Origin of the sequence: Secundilactobacillus hailunensis (assembly GCF_005405185.1) — a bacterium.
Lineage (GTDB): Bacteria > Bacillota > Bacilli > Lactobacillales > Lactobacillaceae > Secundilactobacillus > Secundilactobacillus hailunensis.
On the sequence record NZ_BJDO01000007.1, the window covers coordinates 8,871 to 28,773 of the forward strand.

General features: G+C 44.9%; 20 protein-coding genes. 18 read left to right on the plus strand and 2 right to left on the minus strand.

Going from position 1 to position 19,903, the window contains the following annotated elements; genetic code table 11:
* The 8 genes from FFM73_RS03195 to FFM73_RS03230 form a co-directional block, all read left to right on the plus strand.
* Window positions 1-1,986, plus strand: a 1,986-nt coding sequence (locus FFM73_RS03195; protein ID WP_171001180.1) for a mucin-binding protein, incomplete at its 5' end; no start/stop codon positions are given.
* A 188-nt stretch (window positions 1,987-2,174) separates the two neighbouring features.
* Window positions 2,175-3,380, plus strand: a complete 1,206-nt coding sequence (locus FFM73_RS03200; protein WP_137630347.1) for an FtsW/RodA/SpoVE family cell cycle protein — start codon at window positions 2,175-2,177, stop codon at window positions 3,378-3,380.
* Window positions 3,380-3,667, plus strand: a complete 288-nt coding sequence (locus FFM73_RS03205) for a YlbG family protein (protein WP_137630348.1) — start codon at window positions 3,380-3,382, stop codon at window positions 3,665-3,667. Before FFM73_RS03200 ends, FFM73_RS03205 begins: the two co-directional genes overlap by 1 nt.
* Complete coding sequence (gene rsmD, locus FFM73_RS03210) at window positions 3,667-4,233, plus strand: 16S rRNA (guanine(966)-N(2))-methyltransferase RsmD (RefSeq protein ID WP_137630349.1); 567 nt, start codon at window positions 3,667-3,669, stop codon at window positions 4,231-4,233. Before FFM73_RS03205 ends, rsmD begins: the two co-directional genes overlap by 1 nt.
* Complete coding sequence (gene coaD / locus FFM73_RS03215; RefSeq protein ID WP_137630350.1) at window positions 4,230-4,712, plus strand: pantetheine-phosphate adenylyltransferase; 483 nt, start codon at window positions 4,230-4,232, stop codon at window positions 4,710-4,712. The genes rsmD and coaD overlap by 4 nt, the downstream gene beginning before the upstream one ends.
* 4 nt (window positions 4,713-4,716) lie before the next feature.
* Window positions 4,717-5,763 carry a SepM family pheromone-processing serine protease gene (locus FFM73_RS03220; protein WP_137630351.1) on the plus strand — a complete coding sequence of 349 codons (1,047 nt, stop codon included), beginning with the start codon at window positions 4,717-4,719 and terminating at the stop codon, window positions 5,761-5,763.
* Between the two features lie 103 nt (window positions 5,764-5,866).
* Window positions 5,867-6,532 (plus strand): helix-hairpin-helix domain-containing protein, encoded by a 666-nt coding sequence (locus tag FFM73_RS03225; RefSeq protein ID WP_137630352.1) that lies wholly within the window; start codon window positions 5,867-5,869, stop codon window positions 6,530-6,532.
* Window positions 6,533-6,582: 50 nt separating this feature from the next.
* The gene (locus FFM73_RS03230; RefSeq protein ID WP_171001187.1) at window positions 6,583-7,086 is read left to right on the plus strand and encodes a ComE operon protein 2; all 504 of its coding nucleotides are present in this window, start codon (window positions 6,583-6,585) and stop codon (window positions 7,084-7,086) included.
* On the opposite strand, the gene FFM73_RS12715 is transcribed toward FFM73_RS03230, so the two are convergent.
* Window positions 7,081-7,239: a hypothetical protein gene (locus FFM73_RS12715; protein WP_171001181.1), complete on the minus strand. Its 159-nt coding sequence runs from the start codon at window positions 7,237-7,239 to the stop codon at window positions 7,081-7,083. The genes FFM73_RS03230 and FFM73_RS12715 overlap by 6 nt on opposite strands.
* On the opposite strand from FFM73_RS12715, the gene FFM73_RS03235 reads away from it, so the two are divergent.
* Both FFM73_RS03235 and holA read left to right on the plus strand, forming a co-directional pair.
* Complete coding sequence (locus tag FFM73_RS03235; protein ID WP_235874442.1) at window positions 7,175-9,319, plus strand: DNA internalization-related competence protein ComEC/Rec2; 2,145 nt, start codon at window positions 7,175-7,177, stop codon at window positions 9,317-9,319. The two genes, FFM73_RS12715 and FFM73_RS03235, sit on opposite strands and share 65 nt — an antisense overlap.
* On the plus strand, window positions 9,316-10,344 hold the full coding sequence (gene holA, locus FFM73_RS03240) for a DNA polymerase III subunit delta (protein ID WP_373278631.1): 1,029 nt from the start codon (window positions 9,316-9,318) through the stop codon (window positions 10,342-10,344). Before FFM73_RS03235 ends, holA begins: the two co-directional genes overlap by 4 nt.
* A gap of 56 nt (window positions 10,345-10,400) precedes the next feature.
* Here holA and rpsT read toward each other — a convergent pair whose 3' ends face one another.
* Window positions 10,401-10,664, minus strand: a complete 264-nt coding sequence (gene rpsT, locus FFM73_RS03245) for a 30S ribosomal protein S20 (protein WP_054654644.1) — start codon at window positions 10,662-10,664, stop codon at window positions 10,401-10,403.
* Between the two features lie 270 nt (window positions 10,665-10,934).
* Here rpsT and rpsO point away from each other — a divergent pair, with 270 nt between their 5' ends.
* The 8 genes from rpsO to FFM73_RS03285 all read left to right on the plus strand — a co-directional run bounded on the left by rpsO (window position 10,935) and on the right by FFM73_RS03285 (window position 19,693).
* Window positions 10,935-11,204: a 30S ribosomal protein S15 gene (rpsO, locus tag FFM73_RS03250; RefSeq protein WP_137630355.1), complete on the plus strand. Its 270-nt coding sequence runs from the start codon at window positions 10,935-10,937 to the stop codon at window positions 11,202-11,204.
* 239 nt (window positions 11,205-11,443) lie between these two features.
* Window positions 11,444-13,276 (plus strand): ribonuclease J, encoded by a 1,833-nt coding sequence (locus tag FFM73_RS03255; protein WP_137630356.1) that lies wholly within the window; start codon window positions 11,444-11,446, stop codon window positions 13,274-13,276.
* Between the two features lie 67 nt (window positions 13,277-13,343).
* A complete protein-coding gene (locus FFM73_RS03260; protein WP_137630357.1) occupies window positions 13,344-14,234 on the plus strand; it encodes a hypothetical protein in 891 nt (296 codons plus the stop codon).
* 187 nt (window positions 14,235-14,421) lie between these two features.
* Complete coding sequence (gene tuf, locus FFM73_RS03265; RefSeq protein ID WP_137630358.1) at window positions 14,422-15,609, plus strand: elongation factor Tu; 1,188 nt, start codon at window positions 14,422-14,424, stop codon at window positions 15,607-15,609.
* A 262-nt stretch (window positions 15,610-15,871) separates the two neighbouring features.
* Window positions 15,872-17,194 (plus strand): trigger factor, encoded by a 1,323-nt coding sequence (gene tig / locus FFM73_RS03270; protein WP_137630359.1) that lies wholly within the window; start codon window positions 15,872-15,874, stop codon window positions 17,192-17,194.
* A gap of 253 nt (window positions 17,195-17,447) precedes the next feature.
* A complete protein-coding gene (clpX, locus tag FFM73_RS03275; protein ID WP_137630360.1) occupies window positions 17,448-18,698 on the plus strand; it encodes an ATP-dependent Clp protease ATP-binding subunit ClpX in 1,251 nt (416 codons plus the stop codon).
* Between the two features lie 102 nt (window positions 18,699-18,800).
* On the plus strand, window positions 18,801-19,397 hold the full coding sequence (yihA, locus tag FFM73_RS03280; protein WP_137630361.1) for a ribosome biogenesis GTP-binding protein YihA/YsxC: 597 nt from the start codon (window positions 18,801-18,803) through the stop codon (window positions 19,395-19,397).
* A complete protein-coding gene (locus tag FFM73_RS03285; RefSeq protein WP_137630362.1) occupies window positions 19,397-19,693 on the plus strand; it encodes a nucleoside triphosphate pyrophosphohydrolase family protein in 297 nt (98 codons plus the stop codon). Before yihA ends, FFM73_RS03285 begins: the two co-directional genes overlap by 1 nt.
* The last annotated feature ends 210 nt before the right edge of the window (window positions 19,694-19,903 follow it).

A 19,903-nucleotide genomic window follows, 5' to 3' on the forward strand; every position in this document is an offset into this window, starting at 1 on the left:
AGCTACACGCGGACAGGAACCGTTGATGCAGTTACTGGTAAGATTATCAGTTATGGTGCTTGGACACCAACGACTGGGACTGGTGAAGGTCTTAGTGAAATTGATTCATCGGCTCTCAGTGGCTATACACCAACCAAGACTAAAGTTACCGGATTTGATACAGCTACATTGAAGGGAACTGATGCAGCGGGAACGGTAACTGTAACCTACAATCCTGATGCTCAAACAGTTCAGATTCACTATATTGATTTGACAGGTACAGATAAGACATCGGGCTGGACTGCAACAGATGGCACTGAAGTGACATCGGCGGAGCAGACGTTGAATGGGACTACGGACGGCGTTTATACCAAGGGCATCGTTCTACCAATGAATTACGTGAAAGTCGGTCAGGATACCGGTGCAGTTAGTGGGTTCTACGATAATACTGATAATAATAAGGACAATAAGGATAAAGCAATTCAGAATTATAACGTTTACGTCAAGCACGCCACGAAGACGATTACTCCAACTAGTGATCCGACTGATACTAATTTGAAAGCAACAATCACCCGGACCATCAACTACGTTTACGGCAATGATACTGTTGATCACCGTAAGGGCGATCAAGCATTTGATACCGTTACTCAGCATCAAGATTACACGCGGACAGGAACCGTTGATGCAGTTACTGGTAAGATTATCAGTTATGGTGCTTGGACACCAACGACTGGGACTGGTGAAGGTCTTAGTGAAATTGATTCATCGGCTCTCAGTGGCTATACACCAACCAAGACTAAAGTTACCGGATTTGATACAGCTACATTAAAGGGAACTGATGCAGCGGGAACGGTAACTGTAACCTACAATCCTGATGCTCAAACAGTTCAAATTCACTATATTGATTTGACAGGTACAGATAAGACATCGGGCTGGACTGCAACAGATGGCACTGAAGTGACATCGGCGGAGCAGACGTTGAATGGGACTACGGACGGCGTTTATACCAATGGCATTCTCCCACCAATGAATTACGTGAAAGTCGGTCAGGATACCGGTGCAGCTAGTGGGTTCTACGATAATACTGATAATAATGACAATCAGGATAAAGTGATTCAGAATTATAATGTGTACGTTACACATGAAATTAGTCATACTCAAACCATAACGACACGGACGATTAACTACTTTATCCAAGGAACAACGACGCCAGTATATGCATCCGTAGTGCAGCCATTGACTTGGAATATTGAAACGGATAAAGTCACTGGCGTTAGCGTTGCAACACCTCAGGGTGGTTACGATAAAGTGAACTCACCACTTGTTTCTGGTTACACATTTGATACAGCTACTGTTGACGGTCAGTATCCAGCACCCGTAACTGGTAAGAGTGGTGGTAACGCCGAGGAGACGGTTTACTACACGGCTAACCCAGTAATACATCCAGGTGGTGGCGATCCTATCCTAAGTCACCCAAACGATGGCGGTCCGACGCCTAATTCTCCAGTAACACCAAACCAGCCAGAAGCTGGCGAACCGATACCCGGTTCTCCAGTAACACCAAGCCAGCCAGGCAATAAAGGCACCACGCCAACAACTTCAACTGGTACGGCAACGGGTAAGAACCGGACGCCAAATCAGCCAGAAGCGAAACCAAAGACGGATGGCAGCTCAACCACGAACCAGTCAAGCGGTGGTATGGCAACCGGTAGTGTTGGAAACGGTCGGGCAGATGCTACCGGTCAAATGAGCCAGATGACTTCCGCTCAGACCAGCGCAGGTCAAGCCTCATCCGCCCAGACTAACGTAACGACATCATCATTAGCTGATCAGCAGACTGGTAATGGCACGGCTGCTTCTGATGGTACCGCTACTGGTAAGGCAACCACCAAGCTGCCACAGACTAGTGAACAAAGCACCAGCGTTTGGTCAGCCTTAGGACTTGGTATGATGAGTATCTTGAGTCTATTTGGTTTAGCAAAACGTAAGAAACACGATAATGACTAACGGCTTTTAAAGCTAGCTAGTGAAAAGCGCACTTCAATTTTGAAGTGCGCTTTTTGCAACCTTATTTTCAGATAATTACCCGGCTAAATTCTAAAGGTTTTCTACGGATTTACATCAAATCTGGGCGATATGCTATAATTAAGAAAGTTTATTTAAGAAAATTAGCGGAGTAGTTTGGGGATTTTCAAATGCGAAGATGGCAGAGATTTAAGGCAGCAATCAAGAGAAATTTTAGCTTCAGAAAATTAAAAGATTTAGACTATTGGCTCATTGTGCCGTATCTGATTTTATGTGCGATCGGGGTCGTAATGGTCTATTCAGCCAGCTCTAACGTTGCCGTTCAAATGGGTTCAACACCAATCAGCTATTTGTTTAAGCAACTGCTGTTTGTGATACTAGGCTTTTGTATTGTGCTGGTTGTGTTCATGGTTCCGCGTCATGTTTGGTCTGACGGCTATCTGACTATGATCGCTTATGGTCTCTTATTTTTTGCATTGATTGGGTTGCTAGCCGTGGGTCAAACGGTTAATGGTGCGGCTGGCTGGTTTAGGGTGGGTTCCTTTAGTATTCAACCTGCTGAACTGGTCAAAGTGGTACTGATTTTATTAATGGCGAGAGCCTTGAGCGTGCCAGACTGGAATGACGATGTCGTTGGTGGCCACTGGTGGCGTGGTGTACGAGTTCCAGTGCTTATGTGTGCGATCATGGTCGGGCTGGTCTTTATTCAGCCGGACATGGGGAGTGCCGTGATCATTGCCACCATCATTTTCATTATGTGTCTGAGCAGCGGGTATTCGTTTAAAACCAGCTATAGGATCTTGGGTGGTGTGACCGCAATTATCGGGCTGGTGGTTTTCCCGATTGCTTTGATGCTGTCAGAATCAGGAACGGTCAAGTCTTATAAATTAGCGCGGTTAGTGGCCTTTATTGATCCCTTTGGCCATGCCAATGGGTCTGGTCAGCAACTGGTCAATTCATACTATGCCTTGAGTAACGGCGGGGTGTTTGGCGTTGGACTGGGCAATTCGATTCAAAAGCGCGGTTATTTGCCGGAACCCAACACCGACTTTATCATGGCGATTACCGGCGAAGAGCTTGGGCTGATCGGGGTGGTCATCATTATGCTGCTGCTGGGAATCATCGTTTGGCGAATCATCCGGATCGGTATTCGATCCGCTGATTCGTTCAATACCTTAGTCTGCTATGGCGTGGCGACTTACTTTGCCGTTCAGGCTTTTATCAATGTCGGTGGGGTGATCGGCTGGCTGCCAATCACCGGGGTAACTTTTCCCTTTATCAGTTATGGCGGGTCAAGTATGTTTTCACTGACACTTTCTTTAGGAATTGTGTTAAATATTAGCGCGGATGAACGCAGAAGGCGGGGGTTAGCATAATGGATATTCAATCACGGACGAATCTGGTCGTATACGTGGCCAGTTTGCGTCAAGTGCGACAGCTGAAGCGGTATGGTCATTTGGAATACGTTTCAAAACGGATGCGCTATGCCATTATCTATGTCAATGAGGAAGATGCTAAAGAGACGATTGGCCGTTTAAAGCAGCTGCACTTTGTTAAACGGATCATTGAGTCTCCTCGAAATGAACTGATGGATCTGCTGGGGTTATCCGGCAAGCCGGATGCCAAGGAAGATCAAATTAACTTTGAAGAGGATGAAGAATAATGCGCGTTGTTGCAGGAGAGTATGGTGGCCGACATTTGAGAGCGGTCCCTGGAATGAAGACGCGGCCCACGACCGATAAGGTGAAGGAAGCCATGTTTAATATTCTGGGACCGTACTTCGATGGTGGGAGGAGTCTGGACTTGTTTGCGGGTTCGGGCGGTCTGAGCATCGAAGGGGTGTCGCGGGGCATCGACCACGCGGTATTGATCGATCGCCAAGGAGCGGCCATTAAAACCATCAATCAAAATATCGCGGTGACCAAGGAACCCGACAAGTTCACGGTGATCAAACGGGATGCGGAAATTGCGCTCAAACAGCTGCAGGCTCAGCATCAAAGTTTTGATCTGATTTACTTTGATCCGCCGTATCGGGAACAAAAGATCGTCAAAGAAATTCAAGAATTGATAACCAATCAGTTTTTAAATCCAGAATGTCGAATCCTGTGTGAGACCAATCAAGAGGCTGTCTTACCGGCCGAAATTGGGGCCTGCACACGGATCGTTGAAAAGTCGTATGGAATTACTAAGGTGACGATTTATCGCTATCAGGGAGGCGTCAGTGAATGACAAAAGCAGTCTATCCGGGCAGTTTTGACCCGCTTACCCTTGGACATTTAAACATTATTGAACGGGCCAGTCGCTTATTTGACCAGCTCATTGTGACCGTGGGTATCAATATCAGCAAAAATATGCTGTTTACACCTGAAGAACGGGTTGCCCTGATTCAAAAAAGCGTGTCCCATTTACCCAACGTCACGGTGCAGGCAGAAGACGGCTTAACGGTGCAATTTGTTAAGGAAGTCGGTGCTACGGTGATTGTTCGTGGTCTGCGTGATTCAAGGGATCTTGCCTTTGAGTCGGATATTGCTAACATTAATCGCTATTTGGATCACTCCATTGAATCCGTCTTTTTGATGACTGATCCCAAGTATTCGTTCATCTCGTCCTCGATTCTAAAAGAGGTCCTGCACTTTAACGGGGACGTTTCCAAATTAGTTCCGCCGGCGGTTGCCGAAGCTTTAAATCAAAAGCAAAGGTTCGAATAATAATATGAAAAAACAAACGCGTAATAAGGTTCTTCAGTATGGCATCAGTATCGTCTTAGCGATTTTGATCCTGATTGGCTTTTTTTGGCCAATGCCGCAGTACATTGAATCGCCGGGTTCCGCTGACAATTTGAAATCATTTGTCAGCATTAAGGGCCATCCCGATAAACGTGCCGGTAAGTTCATGATCACGTCAGTTAAGCTGGCGCAAGCCCGGCCAGTGACGTACTTGCTGGCTAAGGTGACACCGTACAGTTCAATTGAAAGCGAACAAAGCGTTACGGGCGGGCAAAACAATGATACATACGTAAAAATGCAGGATTTTTATATGCAAAGTGCCATTAACGAAGCCAAAGCGGTGGCGGTTAAAGCAGCGCACAAAAAAGTGACGAAAAATTATTTAGGCATCTACGTCATGGACGTGCAGAAGAATTCTCGGTTCAAACACCTTAAAGTGGGCGATACCATTACTAAAGTTGATGGTCACCACTTTGAAAACGCCTTTGGCTTTCAAAAATTTATTGCTAAAAAGTCAGTTGGGGAGCGACTGCGGGTTCAGTATCAGCACAATGGTAAGCTGAAAACAACCACTGCACCCCTGATCAAACTGTCCAATGGTCGAACTGGTATTGGCATTCTTTTGACTGATAATGTGAAGATTAAAACTCAGCCAAACGTCAAGGTCAATCCGGGACAGATTGGCGGGCCATCTGGCGGGCTGATGTTTAGTCTGCAGATCTATGGTCAATTAACTAACAAGAACATTCGTCATGGTCAAAACATTGCCGGTACTGGGACCATCAATCCGGATGGCACAGTGGGTGAAATTGGTGGGATCGATAAAAAGATCGTGGCGGCTCATAAGGCTGGCGCAACCATTTTCTTTGCGCCGTACCTAAAGCCGACTAAGGCCGTTTTGCAGCTGGAACCCGGCCACGTGACGAATTATCAATTAGCTAAAAGAACGGCTCAAAAAGTGGCACCGCACATGAAAGTCGTGCCGGTTTCTAACTTTAACCAAGCTGTTCGTTACTTGAATACGCACCACTAAGATACGCACTACAAAAAACGTTTCGAGAAGTCAGACTGATTTCTCGGAACGTTTTTAGCTATCCTTCCGTAGTTAGTGTTACAGAGAGGGGGAAGCAGAAGAAGTGGATAGGTTAAGAGAACTATTGGAAAACAGTAGTCGGCAAACTTGGATCATTATCGGGCTGAGTTTAACGACCATTATTGCGGTGGGTATTTTACTGCTAGGTAGTCGACCGGCAGCCAGTACCCAGCCCGAATTGGCGTCATCGGCCTTGATCTCTGGATCGGAGTCGCTGGCGTCAACCAGTTCTGCTGGCACGACCAGTCAGACCAGCGTGACGACCACGATGTACGTGGATGTCAAAGGCGCCGTTAAACAGCCTGGCATGAAAAAGGTGGAGTCTACTATGCGGGTCATTGATGCGGTTCAGTTAGCCGGCGGATTTACGAGTAGCGCGGATGAAAAGCAGGTTAATCTCGCTCAGAAACTGACCGATTCGCAGGTCGTTTATATTCCGAAGCACGGTGAAAAGGTGCCGGCTTCAGCGGCTGGAACGCCAGCTACGGGTGGTGGTGCCGGTACCGAAAGTCAGGCACCTCAAGTGAATCTGAATACGGCGGATGCGACCGAATTACAGCAATTGGACGGTGTGGGTGAGAAGAAGGCCGAAAAGATTCTTGCTTATCGGCAAGAACACGGTGGTTTTAAATCGGCGGATGACCTGAAAAACGTTAATGGCTTTGGCGACAAGACGTTAGAACGGCTGCGACCGCAAATCGTGGTCTAAAATTATCATGTTCGAATGAAATTTGGTATACTAAACCAGACAATTAGATGATGGAGGCAGAGCTTTTGGCGAATAAAAGAATTCCTTGGGATCAATATTTTATGATGCAATCGGTCTTGCTGGCCAGCCGAAGTACTTGTAACCGACTCTCAGTGGGTGCCACGATCGTGCGTGATCGCCGGATCATTGCGGGTGGCTATAACGGCTCCGTATCCGGTGACGTTCACTGTACCGATGAGGGCTGTTACCTCGTTGACGGCCACTGTTTACGGACGATTCATGCGGAAATGAATGCCATTTTACAGTGTGCGAAGTTCGGTGAAGCCACGGATGGCGCCGAAATCTACGTGACCGATTTTCCTTGTCTGCAGTGTACTAAGATGCTGCTGCAGGCTGGTATTCGGAAAATTTCGTACCTGCACAACTATCACAATGATCCGTACGCGATGTCGTTGATCAAGTTAAAGCAGGTCGATCTGCATCAAGTGACCCTTGATTCCGAAGCAATCGAACGGGCGTCAGTGGACGCTTATTTACAAGATCATCAATCATAACGTCATTTGGTTAGCCATTTTAGCGGGCTGTTTAAGCGGTTGCTTTTTTGGCTTAACCTGGCTATCAGTGATCTTAACGGCGCTTTGGTTGGTACGGCTGATTTGTTTACGTGATCGAACAGTCTTAATGTGGTCAGCACTTGTGCTGATCATTTTTAGTGGCTTATTTTGGCGCACGCAGCAACTGGCGCAGACACGAACAATGCCTGATCAGACGGGGGCATCCCTGCAGTTAACGGTGCAGCCGGATGAACTGCGGGTGGAAAACGGCCGCGTTCAGTTAAGTGGCAAAACTAGCGCTGGCCAAACGATTCAGGGGCAATACTTTGCTGATGATCAAGCGCTGCTGCAAAGCTTACAGATTAAGCAAACCACTAAAATGTTGGTTCACGGCGATATTAGCCGGTTCCAGCCAGCAACTAATGATAATGAGTTTGATTTTCGGCAGTATCAAAGTCATCAGGGCATTTATAACACCATTAAAATTGACCGATTGACGCCAATTACGACGTTGCGGGCAACTGATCCGTTCACTTGGTGGGTCAACGCGTGCCATGCGCTGCGAGCACGATTAGTTCAAGCGACTAAAACGTTACCCAGTACGCTGCAACTATACGTTCAGGGCCTGTTTTTAGGGTGGCGGGCAACGGACTTTTATGAGTCATTGACCGCGGTGACCGATCTTGGTCTGATCCACCTGTTCAGTATTTCTGGGTTTCACATTGTCTGGATCGTTGCTGCAGTCAGCTGGTGTCTGCGCCGATTAGGGTTCACGCAGACGCCCATTGCAGTGCTGTTACTGTTGTTGCTGCCGACCTATTACATTTTAGCCGGTGCGCAAGTCGGACTGCTGCGTGCTGTTGCAGTGGTAGTCTTAGGTTTAGTGGCTCACTTGTGTGGCTGGCGCTTAACGGGTTTAACCGTCTGGGGGCTGAGCTTATTGCTGGGGCTGATTGTTCAGCCAGCGTTACTGATGCATTTAGGTGGTCAATTAAGCTATGGTTTAGCGTTTGGTCTGTTATTCACCAAGCAGTTTGGTGTGCTGAAAACCACGGTGATGTTAAATCTGTTGAGTCTACCGCTGATCCTCTATCACGTTTATCAGTGGCACGTGCTGGCGATGTTTGTTAATTTGCTGATTTTACCGCTCTTTAGTGTTTGCATTTTCCCCCTCGTTTTAGTGGCCGGCATTGGCGGTCACTGGCTACCTTGGCTGACTGACTTCACAGAATGGCTGTTAAAGGGCTTTACTGGCGGTTTGAACTGGTTGGATAGCTTGCCGGGGATGATCGTGTTTGGCAAACCAGCTGCGTGGGTAGTGGGCGTTTTGACGATTTTGACATTGGCTCTCATGACCCAGAAATTCAAGAAATGGTTGCCAGTTATCTTAGGAACCGTTTATCTGGCCAGCTTTTTAATCATTCATTTACCAGCTACTGGCGAAGTGACATTTTTCGATATTGGCCAGGGGGATAGCTTTTTAGTTCGTTCACCGTATAATCGGCAGATCACCATGATCGACACTGGTGGCCGCGTGAACTTTGGCGGCCAAAAAATCAGTGGGCGCTCACGGGCGCAACGCATTAGCATCAACTATTTAAAAAGTCAGGGGATTGCCCACATTGATAACCTCTGCCTGTCGCATCAGGACGCCGATCATGTCGGCGACGTTGGTGATGTGTTGAAGGGAATGCACGTTAAACGGCTATACATTCCGCTGGGGATGAATCAAAATCCGCAGTTCATGCAGCGAATTCGGCCTTACATTAAAAACACCCAACTGATTCCGGTGCAAGCGGGTCAAAAAATTAGCGATACGCCTTTGACGGTGGTTCATCCGTTCAAACCGGGCCTCGGGACTAACGAAGACTCAATGGTGTTAGCGGGGCAGGTTGCTGGTTTACGCTGGTTATTTACGGGTGATCTAGATCGCGCAGGCGAACGGGAAATCTTAAACCGCTACCCGGCATTGCAAGTAGACGTGTTAAAATTAGGACATCACGGCAGCAAGACGGCCACTGATCCGGAAGTGGTCAAACAGCTGCAACCTAAAATTGGCATCATTTCTGCTGGCCGAAATAATCGTTATGGCCATCCTAATCAGGAGACTTTAGCAATACTGGCAGAAAATCAGATACCGGTGTTTAACACCCAGACGAACGGGATGATTTGTTACCGGTATACTAACGGTGGCGGTCGTTGGCAGACCTTTTTAAAGGAGAATTTATCGTGACTTATGAAGCAACTTTAACGCAACTAAAAAAGGGTAATGCTAAGCCGGTTTATTTGATTACCGGCGATCAGCCTTACTTGATTCAGCAGCTCAAGGCCGCGTTTTTAAACGTGATTCCAGAGGCTGAGCAAACCATGAACTATGCCAGCTACGATATGGAAACCACGCCGCTTGCGCAGGCCTTAAATGATGCCATGTCAGCACCGTTCTTTGGTGAAAAACGACTGGTGTTTATTGACCGCGCGTATTTTTTAACCACCGAAAATCACCGTGGCAGTAAGATTGACCATGACATTGACGGTTTGATCAAGTATTTAGATCACCCGGAGCCAACGTCTATCGTAGTTTTCTTTGCCACAACTGGTAAATTAGATAGTCGTAAAAAAGTGGTTAAGACCATAAAAAAGGCGGCCGAGGTGATTAGCTTAGAAGCGGTGGGCGAGCGCCAAATCCGCTCACTGGTTCAGCAAAACTTAAAGCAGGCACAGTTTGGAATCGACCCGGAAGCATTGAATTTACTGCTTCAGCGAACGGGGACGGATTTCTCTTTGATCATGAATGAGCTGCCAAAGTTAAAATTAGCTTCGGCAGAATCTAAACAGATCAATAAAACGGTGGTTGCTGAGTTGGTTTCAAAGTCACTGGACCAAAACGTTTTTGATCTGGTCAATGACGTGATGGGTAAGCGAATTGAAGCGGCTTTAAACCTGTATCGGCAATTAATTTTAACCAAGGAAGAACCGCTGCGAATCAACGCGGTGCTGGTCAGTCAGTTTAGACTGCTGATTCAAACTAAAATTTTAATGCATAACGGTTATAGCCAGGGGAGCATTGCGTCATCCCTGAAAGTCCATCCATACCGAGTAAAGTTAGCGATGCAAAGTGTCCGTCACTTGGAGTTAGCCCATCTGCGGCAAGCTTATCTGGGATTGATTCAAATTGAACGGTCATTGAAATCAACCAGCCAAGATCCAGAACTGCTGTTTGAACTGTTTATGCTGAAATATTTAAATGAAGTTGCCTAAAGACACAAAAAAAGACCAGTTCGTTTTCGAACTGGTCTTTTAAGAGTTAATTTAAGTTAGGCGTTTGCTTTAGCTAAACGAGCAGCCATACGTGACTTATCGCGGGAAGCTTTGTTGGTTTTGATTAAACCTTTTGAAGCAGCACGGTCAACGGCACTAGATGCAGCTTTGTATAACTCAGCGGCGTTGTCGTCATGATCGGTAACAGCTTTTTCAAACTTCTTAACGGTTGTTCGCATACTGCTAAGCTGTGCAGAATTACGTTCGTTAGCTTTAACGTTCGTTTTTGCACGTTCAATCGCAGATTTGATAATTGGCAATGAATTCACCTCCACACTCATAAGCCAGACGGCTCTGTTATTATTCAACGAATGCCATTATACAGAATAAAATTAGTGATTGCAACAGTTCTCCACTAATTGTAAAGTAAAAGTACTTGATAAGCGGTTAAATATAAAGTCCTTGTTATTATGAACGATAACAGATATAATAGCAAAGGTTCTTAAATTTCCCTTACTTAGTGGACTGCGATCTCACTCACGGCTACTCAGTAACGGGAGGACAAATAATATTAAAGGTGGGAATTATCCATGGCAATTACACAAGCAAAGAAGACCGAAATTATGAAGCAGTATGCTCGTCACGATGGCGACACTGGTTCAGCAGAAGTTCAAATCGCTGTTTTAACAGCAGACATCAACGAATTGAACGATCACATGAAGTCTCATAAAAAAGACTATCATTCACAACGTGGTTTGATGAAGAAGATCGGTCACCGTCGTAACTTGTTAGCTTACTTACGTAACACTGACATTACCCGTTACCGTGATCTGATCAAGTCATTGGGTCTACGTCGTTAATTTTGATAATTTGGAAGCTCTCCGGTATGGAGGGCTTTTTTTGTTATCTTCAGCAAGAATTTTTTACCGGGCCCAGTTTGGGTTGTTACATAGTTGAATTAAGTGTGATAAACTGTAAACAGTTTGTAGTCGTGCCTAAATTTTTAGAGTTTAGGAAAAAAGTAAGGATTCATAGTTGGCAGCTGAATCTTATCAGCTGGTGATTTGTGAGGTAAGAACAGTATATTTTGAGGTGAATTATGGACAAAGCAAAAGTAAAGATCATGCCGTTGGGCGGTGTCCGCGAAAATGGCAAAAACATGTATATTGTAGATGTTAATGATAGTATCTACGTTTTAGATTGCGGGTTGAAGTACCCGGAAAACGAATTACTGGGAATCGATATCGTGATTCCCGATTTCAGTTATTTACGGGAAAATAAGGATCGCATCGTGGGGGTCTTTCTCACTCACGGGCATGCGGATGCCATTGGTGCATTACCTTATTTTCTGAATGAATTCAAGGTACCGGTATTTGGCTCTGAAATGACGATCGAATTAGCTAAGATCAGCTGTCAGTCGGATCCTAACGTGAAGGACTTTGATGATTTTCACGTGGTGGACGCGCGGACTGAGATCGATTTTGGTGACGTAACGGTTTCCTTCTTTAAAACGACGCACTCAATTCCAGAATCAATGGGCATTGTGTTAAATACCAGTGCTGGTAGCGTGGTTTATACGGGTGACTTTAAGTTTGATCAGACGGCTGCACCAGGCTACCAAACCGATTATGCCCGGTTAGCTCAGATTGGGACTAACGGTGTTTTGGCATTATTAAGTGATTCAGCCAACGCTGAGAACCCTAATGAAACGGCGAGTGAACGTGATATTGCGGAAAACGTGATCGAGACGTTTAACTATGCTAAGAGCCGAATCGTAGTGGCCAGTGTCGGCTCCAACATTTCACGGCTCCAACAAGTTTTTGACGCAGCCGCGAAGACCGGTCGAAAAGTTTATTTGACTGGTCGCGACATCGAAAAAATTGTCGATACAGCAATGCGTTTGAACAAGCTGGTACTGCCACAAGATGATCTGCTGGTTACGGAAGAGCAACTCGCCAAGTTACCAGCAGAGCAAGTTGTGATCATTCAAACCGGTAAAATGGGTGAGCCGATTAAAGCCCTGCAGCGGATGGCCAATAAACAGGAAAAGGGTCTTAATATAGAAGAGGGCGACCTCGTCTTTATTACCACTACTCCTTCCCACGCCATGGAAACCACGGTTGCTAAGACCCGGGATATGATCTATCGGGCCGGTGGCGAGGTTAAGGCGATCTCGGATGATCTTAACTCGTCAGGTCACGCCAGCAAGCACGATCTGCAACTGATGATCAACATCTTGCACCCACGTTACCTATTGCCAATTCAAGGCGAATACCGGTTGATGTCAGCTCATCAGCGCGCCGCTGAAGAAGTGGGTATGCCTAAAGACCGGATCTTCATGACCGCCAAGGGTGATCAATTGGTCTACGATGGCAAGGACATGGTTCTAAGCGGCAGTGTTGAAGTCGGCAATACGATGATCGACGGTATCGGTGTCGGTGATATTGGCAACATTGTGCTGCGTGATCGTAAGGTGCTTTCTGAAGACGGTATCTTCGTAGCGGTCATTACCATTGACCATAAAAAGAAGCAGATCATTGGTGAACCCAAGATTACTTCACGTGGTTTCGTGTACGTTAAAGCCAATAAAAACTTGATGCATGAAAGTGCTGAAATTATTAAAAAGGCGGTTCAGACCAACCTTGATAATAAGGAGTTTGACTGGACGCATCTGAAACAGGATGTACGAGAAAAGCTCAATCATTATCTGTTTGATCAGACCCGTCGTCATCCAGTGATCTTACCGGTCATCATGGAAGTTGACCCGCGTCGGCATAAGCCGAAGAGTAAGCACAAGAAACAGGCTGCTCAAAAAAACCAGGAAGCACCAAAAAGCCAAGAAACACCAAAGAAGCAGATAACGGGCAAGAACCAAGCAACGCCAAATGATCATCAGACTGATAAAAAAACTGACGATCAAGCTGAAAAGTAAAACTCTAAATCTCGTATGTTGAATCAAAGACGTACGGGATTTTCATTTATTGGGGGTGGCTACTAGAATGGATCGAAACTTACAGCGGGCAAACGACGCGTTTAAGCAGCAGCAGTGGGGACAGGCAGCCCAGTACTATGAACAGGAGTACCAAACAGCGCCCAGTGCTAAAATCAATCATTTGCTGGTCAAAAGTCTGTTTGAAGATCATCAAAACAAACTAGCCTATACGATCATGATGGATAATCTAAACAGTTATTTAATGGATAGTGAGCACGTGATCTTAATGGTACAGGTGCTGCTGGCTAACCGGCAGTTGCTGATGGCCCATATTTTAACCGCTACGGTCACGCAGCTGCCCCAAGAAGTTAGCGGACTGATTCAGCAAGCTGAAGCGACTGCCCGGCTGCAGCCGGATTTTAAGAAGGATTATCAGACCTTCTATCAGTTGAGTGCCTTAACGTTAACGCAGCAGCGACGAACCTTTGAAGCCGGTAAACAGCTGCCTTTAAAAGAGTGGGTAACGGCAACCAAAGCGTTACTGGTCGATCCATTTGTTAAGCCAATCATCCGCGTCAGTTTGTTGGAGATGGTCCAAAAGCTCAAACTATCAGACCGCATGACATTTCGCTGGCTGGACAATAAAAACTACGAGATTGTGGGCAGTGAGTTAAAATCACTGGCAGAGTTTGAAAAAGTTGGTATACTGGAAGGTATACTGCAAAAGGCGATTGGGGATTATGATCCGGTTACCCAACAATTATTCCAAAATGAACTGGGCTTGCAAGTTACCCTGCTATATCCGTTTATTGACCGTGCCATTCCAGACCCGCAAGCCTGGGTGGAACGATTGATTCAAGGTGATCAGGTGCAATCAGCAGCTTTACCGACGCCCTATAGTGTGGAATGGTGGCAGCGAAAACTGTCTCAAATCATGTCAGAGATGACGGGTGCTTAAAAAAGTTCTAGCGAATTTGGAGTTTATTGTTTACAAACGATAGCCTAATCTATATAATATTTAAGGATTCTTCTTGAGGGATTCTCGATTTACCTTTTCGAGAAGAAGTAGTATAATTTACTGCAAAGGGTTGCCAACAACTCGTTTGTTGGCACTATCTTTGTGAAAAATACAGGAGGTTTCATTAATGGCAAAAGAAACATACGAACGAACTAAGCCCCATGTAAACATTGGTACTATTGGCCATATTGACCATGGGAAGACGACCTTGACTGCAGCTATCACCAAGGTTTTAGCTCAAAAAGGTTTAGCTAAAGAAGAAGATTATGCTGATATTGACAAGGCACCTGAGGAACGTGAACGTGGTATCACGATCAACACTGCCCATGTTGAATACGAAACTGAGAAGCGTCACTATGCTCATATTGATGCCCCAGGACATGCTGATTACATCAAGAACATGATCACTGGTGCCGCTCAAATGGATGGTGCTATCTTAGTTGTTGCCGCAACTGATGGTCCAATGCCACAAACTCGTGAACATATCCTTTTGGCTCGCCAAGTGGGTGTTGAATACATTGTGGTCTTCTTAAACAAGATCGACTTAGTTGACGATGATGAATTGATCGACTTAGTTGAAATGGAAGTCCGTGAATTACTTTCAGAATACGATTACCCTGGTGACGATATTCCTGTTATCCGCGGTTCAGCTCTGAAAGCACTTCAAGGCGATGAAGAACAACAAAAGGTTATCTTACACTTAATGGACGTTGTTGATGAATACATCCCAACTCCAGTTCGTGATAACGATAAGCCTTTCTTAATGCCTGTTGAAGATGTCTTCACTATTACTGGTCGTGGTACTGTTGCTTCTGGTCGTATCGATCGTGGTACTATCAAGGTCGGCGAAGAAGTTGAAATCGTTGGTCTTAAGGAAGAAGTTCTTAAGAGTACTGTTACTGGTTTGGAAATGTTCCGTAAGACTCTCCCATTCGGTGAAGCCGGCGATAACGTTGGTGTCTTGCTTCGTGGTATTAACCGTGAACAAGTTGTTCGTGGCCAAGTACTTGCAAAGCCAGGTTCGATCCAAACCCACAGTAAGTTCAAGGGTGAAGTTTATATCCTTTCTAAAGAAGAAGGTGGCCGTCATACGCCATTCTTCTCAAACTACCGTCCACAATTCTACTTCCACACCACTGATATCACTGGTGTTATCGAATTGCCTGATGGCGTAGAAATGGTTATGCCTGGCGATAACGTCACTTTCGAAGTTGACTTGATCGCTCCAGCTGCCATTGAAAAGGGTACTAAGTTTACTGTTCGTGAAGGTGGCCACACTGTTGGTGCCGGTGTTGTTTCAGATATCATGGACTAATACCTACCTAAATGAACATAAAAAGTCCGAGAAGGTTATCTTTTCGGACTTTTTTATTTGAACGTTTTATTTGAATGATGGACGACGTGAGCATACTCAGAGTCGTCGTGTAACTGAATCGATTCATGCGAAAAAGAACGGCTTCTAGACGTTGCAGTGCAGTCTAATGTTTACATTTAGGCTTCCTTACGTTAAACTAAAAGCTGTACGCAATTTGAGTATGATCGTATTCGAAGATATATTTAATTTCGGAGGGAATATAATGGCTGCAAAATGGGAAAAAAAGGACACCAACAAAGGCGAATTAACCTTTGAAATTGGTGCCGACCAAATTAAGAAGGGCTTAGACCAAGCCTTCGCAAAGACCAAGAAGAACTTAGCTGTTCCTGGCTTCCGTAAAGGAAAGGTTCCACGTCAGATCTTTAACAAGATGTATGGCGAAGAAGCACTTTATCAAGATGCTTTGAACATTGTTTTGCCTGATGCATATGAGGCAGCAACTAAAGAAGCAGGTATCGAACCAGTTGATCAACCACAAGTTAGTGTTGATTCAATGGAAAAGGGCAAGCCATGGGTCTTAAAAGCGGTCGTTACAGTTAAGCCAGAAGTTAAGCTTGGCGACTACAAAGACTTGAGCGTGACAAAGCAAAACACCCGTGTCTACCAAAAAGACATTGATGCTGAACTAGAATCTCGTCGTCAATCACAAGCTGAATTGGTTTTGAAAGAAGACGAACCAGCTGCTAAGGGCGATACGGTTGTAATCGACTTTGATGGTTCCGTTGACGGCAAGCCATTTGATGGTGGTAAAGCTGATAACTATTCACTCGAATTAGGTTCTAACTCATTCATCCCCGGTTTCGAAGACCAATTAGTTGGTCACAAGGCTGGCGAAGATGTTGACGTTAAGGTCACCTTCCCAGACGACTACCAAGCTGAGAACTTACAAGGCAAGGAAGCCACTTTCAAGACGACTATTCATGAAGTTAAGTCGAAGCAATTACCTGATCTTGACGATGAATTTGCTAAGGATGTTGACGAAGAAGTTGACAGCTTAGATGAATTAAAGGCTAAGATCAAGGATGAATTGAAGGAAAAGAAAGTTACAGCTGCCCACAATGCTATCGAAGACGAAGCCATTGGTGAAGCTGTCGACAACTCTGAAATCCAAGAAGTTCCCGAAGCAATGAAGGAAGAGGATATTCACCGTCAGATGGATCAATACTTAGCTAATATGCAACAACAAGGTATCGACCCTAAGACTTACTTCAAGTTAACTGGCACTAGCGAAGATGATTTACACAAGCAATTTGCTGCAGATGCAGAACGCCGTGTAAAGACCAACTTAGTTCTGGAAGCCGTTGTTGAAGCCGAAAAGATCGAACCTTCTGAAGATGATTTGAAGGCTGAAGTTAAGGATCTTGCCGGTCAATATGGCATGGAAGAAAGCGCTGTTCGTTCAGCCCTTTCAGATGACATGTTGAAGCATGATATTGCCATCAAGAAGGCAGTTGATATGATTACCGACTCAGCTAAGCAAGACAAGTCTAAAAAAGACGAAGAAAACGAAAAAGACGAAAAGTAGTTTTCAACATCAACATTGCTAACAAAGGCCCTGAAGCGAGAATATTTGATTCTTGTAGGGGCCTTTGTTTGTGTTTATAGCCGCATTTGCAAAGTCACTGGTGGAAATCAGAATAGATTGTCAGGGATAATAGTCGCTAATTAACGGTTATTTCACATGAGCTTTTCCTTTCCCAGTCCCGGCTTTGTATGGTATAGTAGCAGGTGCGTTAAAGAAAATATAACTGTAGAAATTAAAGAGGGGTGACTCTTAATTGTTTGAAAATACTGATACAACTGGCCCCGTAAATTGTTCTTTTTGTGGTAAGTCACAGGATCAAGTTAAAAAAATTGTTGCTGGTCCTGGGGTTTATATCTGCAATGAATGTATCGATTTATGCAAAGAAATCATCGATGAAGAATTTAGTGAAGAAAGCTCAGAAACTGTTTTTGATGTGCCGACACCACAACAAATCGTTGATTCTTTGAACCAGTACGTTATTGGTCAAACTGAAGCTAAAAAGACGCTTTCAGTTGCCGTTTATAATCACTACAAACGTGTGAACGAAATGGCCACTAACAAAAATGATGGTCCTGAATTGCAAAAGAGTAATATTACGATGATTGGGCCGACTGGTTCAGGTAAAACTTATCTGGCACAGACACTGGCTAAAATTTTAAACGTACCGTTTGCAATTGCTGATGCCACGACCTTGACTGAAGCCGGGTACGTTGGTGAAGACGTTGAAAACATCCTTTTGAAGCTATTGCAAAACGCCGATTATGACGTTGAGAAAGCTGAGAAGGGTATCATCTATATTGATGAAATTGATAAGATTGCTAAAAAGGCTGAAAATGTGTCGATTACCCGTGATGTTTCCGGTGAAGGTGTCCAGCAGGCACTGTTAAAGATCCTGGAAGGTACCATTGCTAACGTTCCGCCGCAGGGTGGCCGTAAACATCCGCAACAAGAGTTTATTCAGATCGATACCACGAATATTCTCTTTATTGTGGGTGGCGCGTTTGATGGCATTGAAACGATCGTTAAAAACCGTCTTGGTGATAAGACCATCGGCTTCGGTACGGATTCAGTCCATCAACCAATTGATACATCGGAGAGTCTAATGCAGCGCGTGGCACCTGAAGATATGCTGGAATTTGGTTTAATTCCTGAATTCATCGGTCGGTTACCAATTCTAACCGCGCTGGAGAAGTTATCTGAAGATGACCTAGTTCGCATTTTAACGGAGCCAAAGAATGCTTTAGTTAAACAGTATCAGCGGTTGATCTCACTTGACGGTGCTGAGCTTGATTTTAACGATAGCGCCTTACGTGAAATGGCGAAGTTGGCCTTGAAACGCAATACCGGTGCTCGTGGTCTGCGGTCAATCATTGAAGACGTGATGCGCGATATTATGTTTGAATTGCCAAGTCGTAATGATGTTGCCAAAGTCATCGTTACGGGTGATACCGTGAAGGATCATCAAGAACCTGAGTTAATTTTAAAGGATCAAAAAGCGTCATAACGAGCTTGTGGTCCGCAACTAATGTCGAATGACATTTCATGCCGTATGTTCCGCGTTATGGAGCATGCGGCTTTTATTTTGGTCAAGTAAACGGAGGCTATAATGGAAGTACACAATGTTGAACTGGTGATGAGTGCAGTTGATCCCAAACAATATCCCAAGACTGGTCAGCCAGAAATTGCGTTAGTTGGTCGCTCAAACGTCGGTAAGTCATCTTTGACGAACGTGTTGATCAACCGAAATAGTTATGCCAGAACATCGAGTCAGCCGGGAAAGACGCAGACGTTGAACTTTTACCACGTGGAAGATGCACTGTACTTTGTGGACGTGCCTGGATACGGCTACGCTAAAGTGTCGAGGTCAGAGCGCGAAAAATGGGGCCAAATGATTGAGACTTACCTGATTGCTAGAGAGACACTAAAGGGCGTGGTCTCGTTAGTGGATGGCCGCCATGCGCCAACAGCGGATGATCAGACGATGTATACTTGGTTGAGCTATTATGATATTCCAACGTTGATCGTTGCGACTAAAATGGATAAGATTCCGGGTGCTAAGTGGAATAAGCAGCTTAGTCTGGTGAAAAAAACGTTGCAGATCCAGTCACAAGATGATCTGTTGCCATTTTCGGCGCAAACTAAAGCTGGCAAGCAGGAAGTCTGGCAGTGGATCGAACAACATGCATTTGGGGGTAAATCATAATGGAATTTAACGACTATCAAAAAGCTGCTAACCGAACGCTATTTGGCAGTGAACAGGTTTTAACTAACTGTGCTCTAGGCCTTTCTAGCGAAACTGGGCAGGTCGTAGATTTAGTTAAACAGTATACGTTTCAAGGAGAGAAGCTGGACAAGCAAAAATTATCCAAGGAAATGGGCGATGTCCTGTGGTATTTGTCTCAGGTTGCTGAGTGGGCTGATATTCCCTTTGAAGATGTAGCCAGTGGCAATATTGACCGCTTGAATAAGCGTTACCCTAATTTACCAAACAATCATTAATGGTTTATTTTTAAATCCAAAAGCTCGTCGATTAGTCAATTCGTTGATTAATCGGCGGGCTTTTTTGGTTGGTTAAGCCAGTCTAATAGCATTACGAGCAGGATTCTGAAACCATAAATTATTTAAAAATATGTATATAAGTTGTAATAATGGCACTTTTTATGTATAAAAAACAAAAAACACTTGCATTTACTGAATACAGGTGTTAAT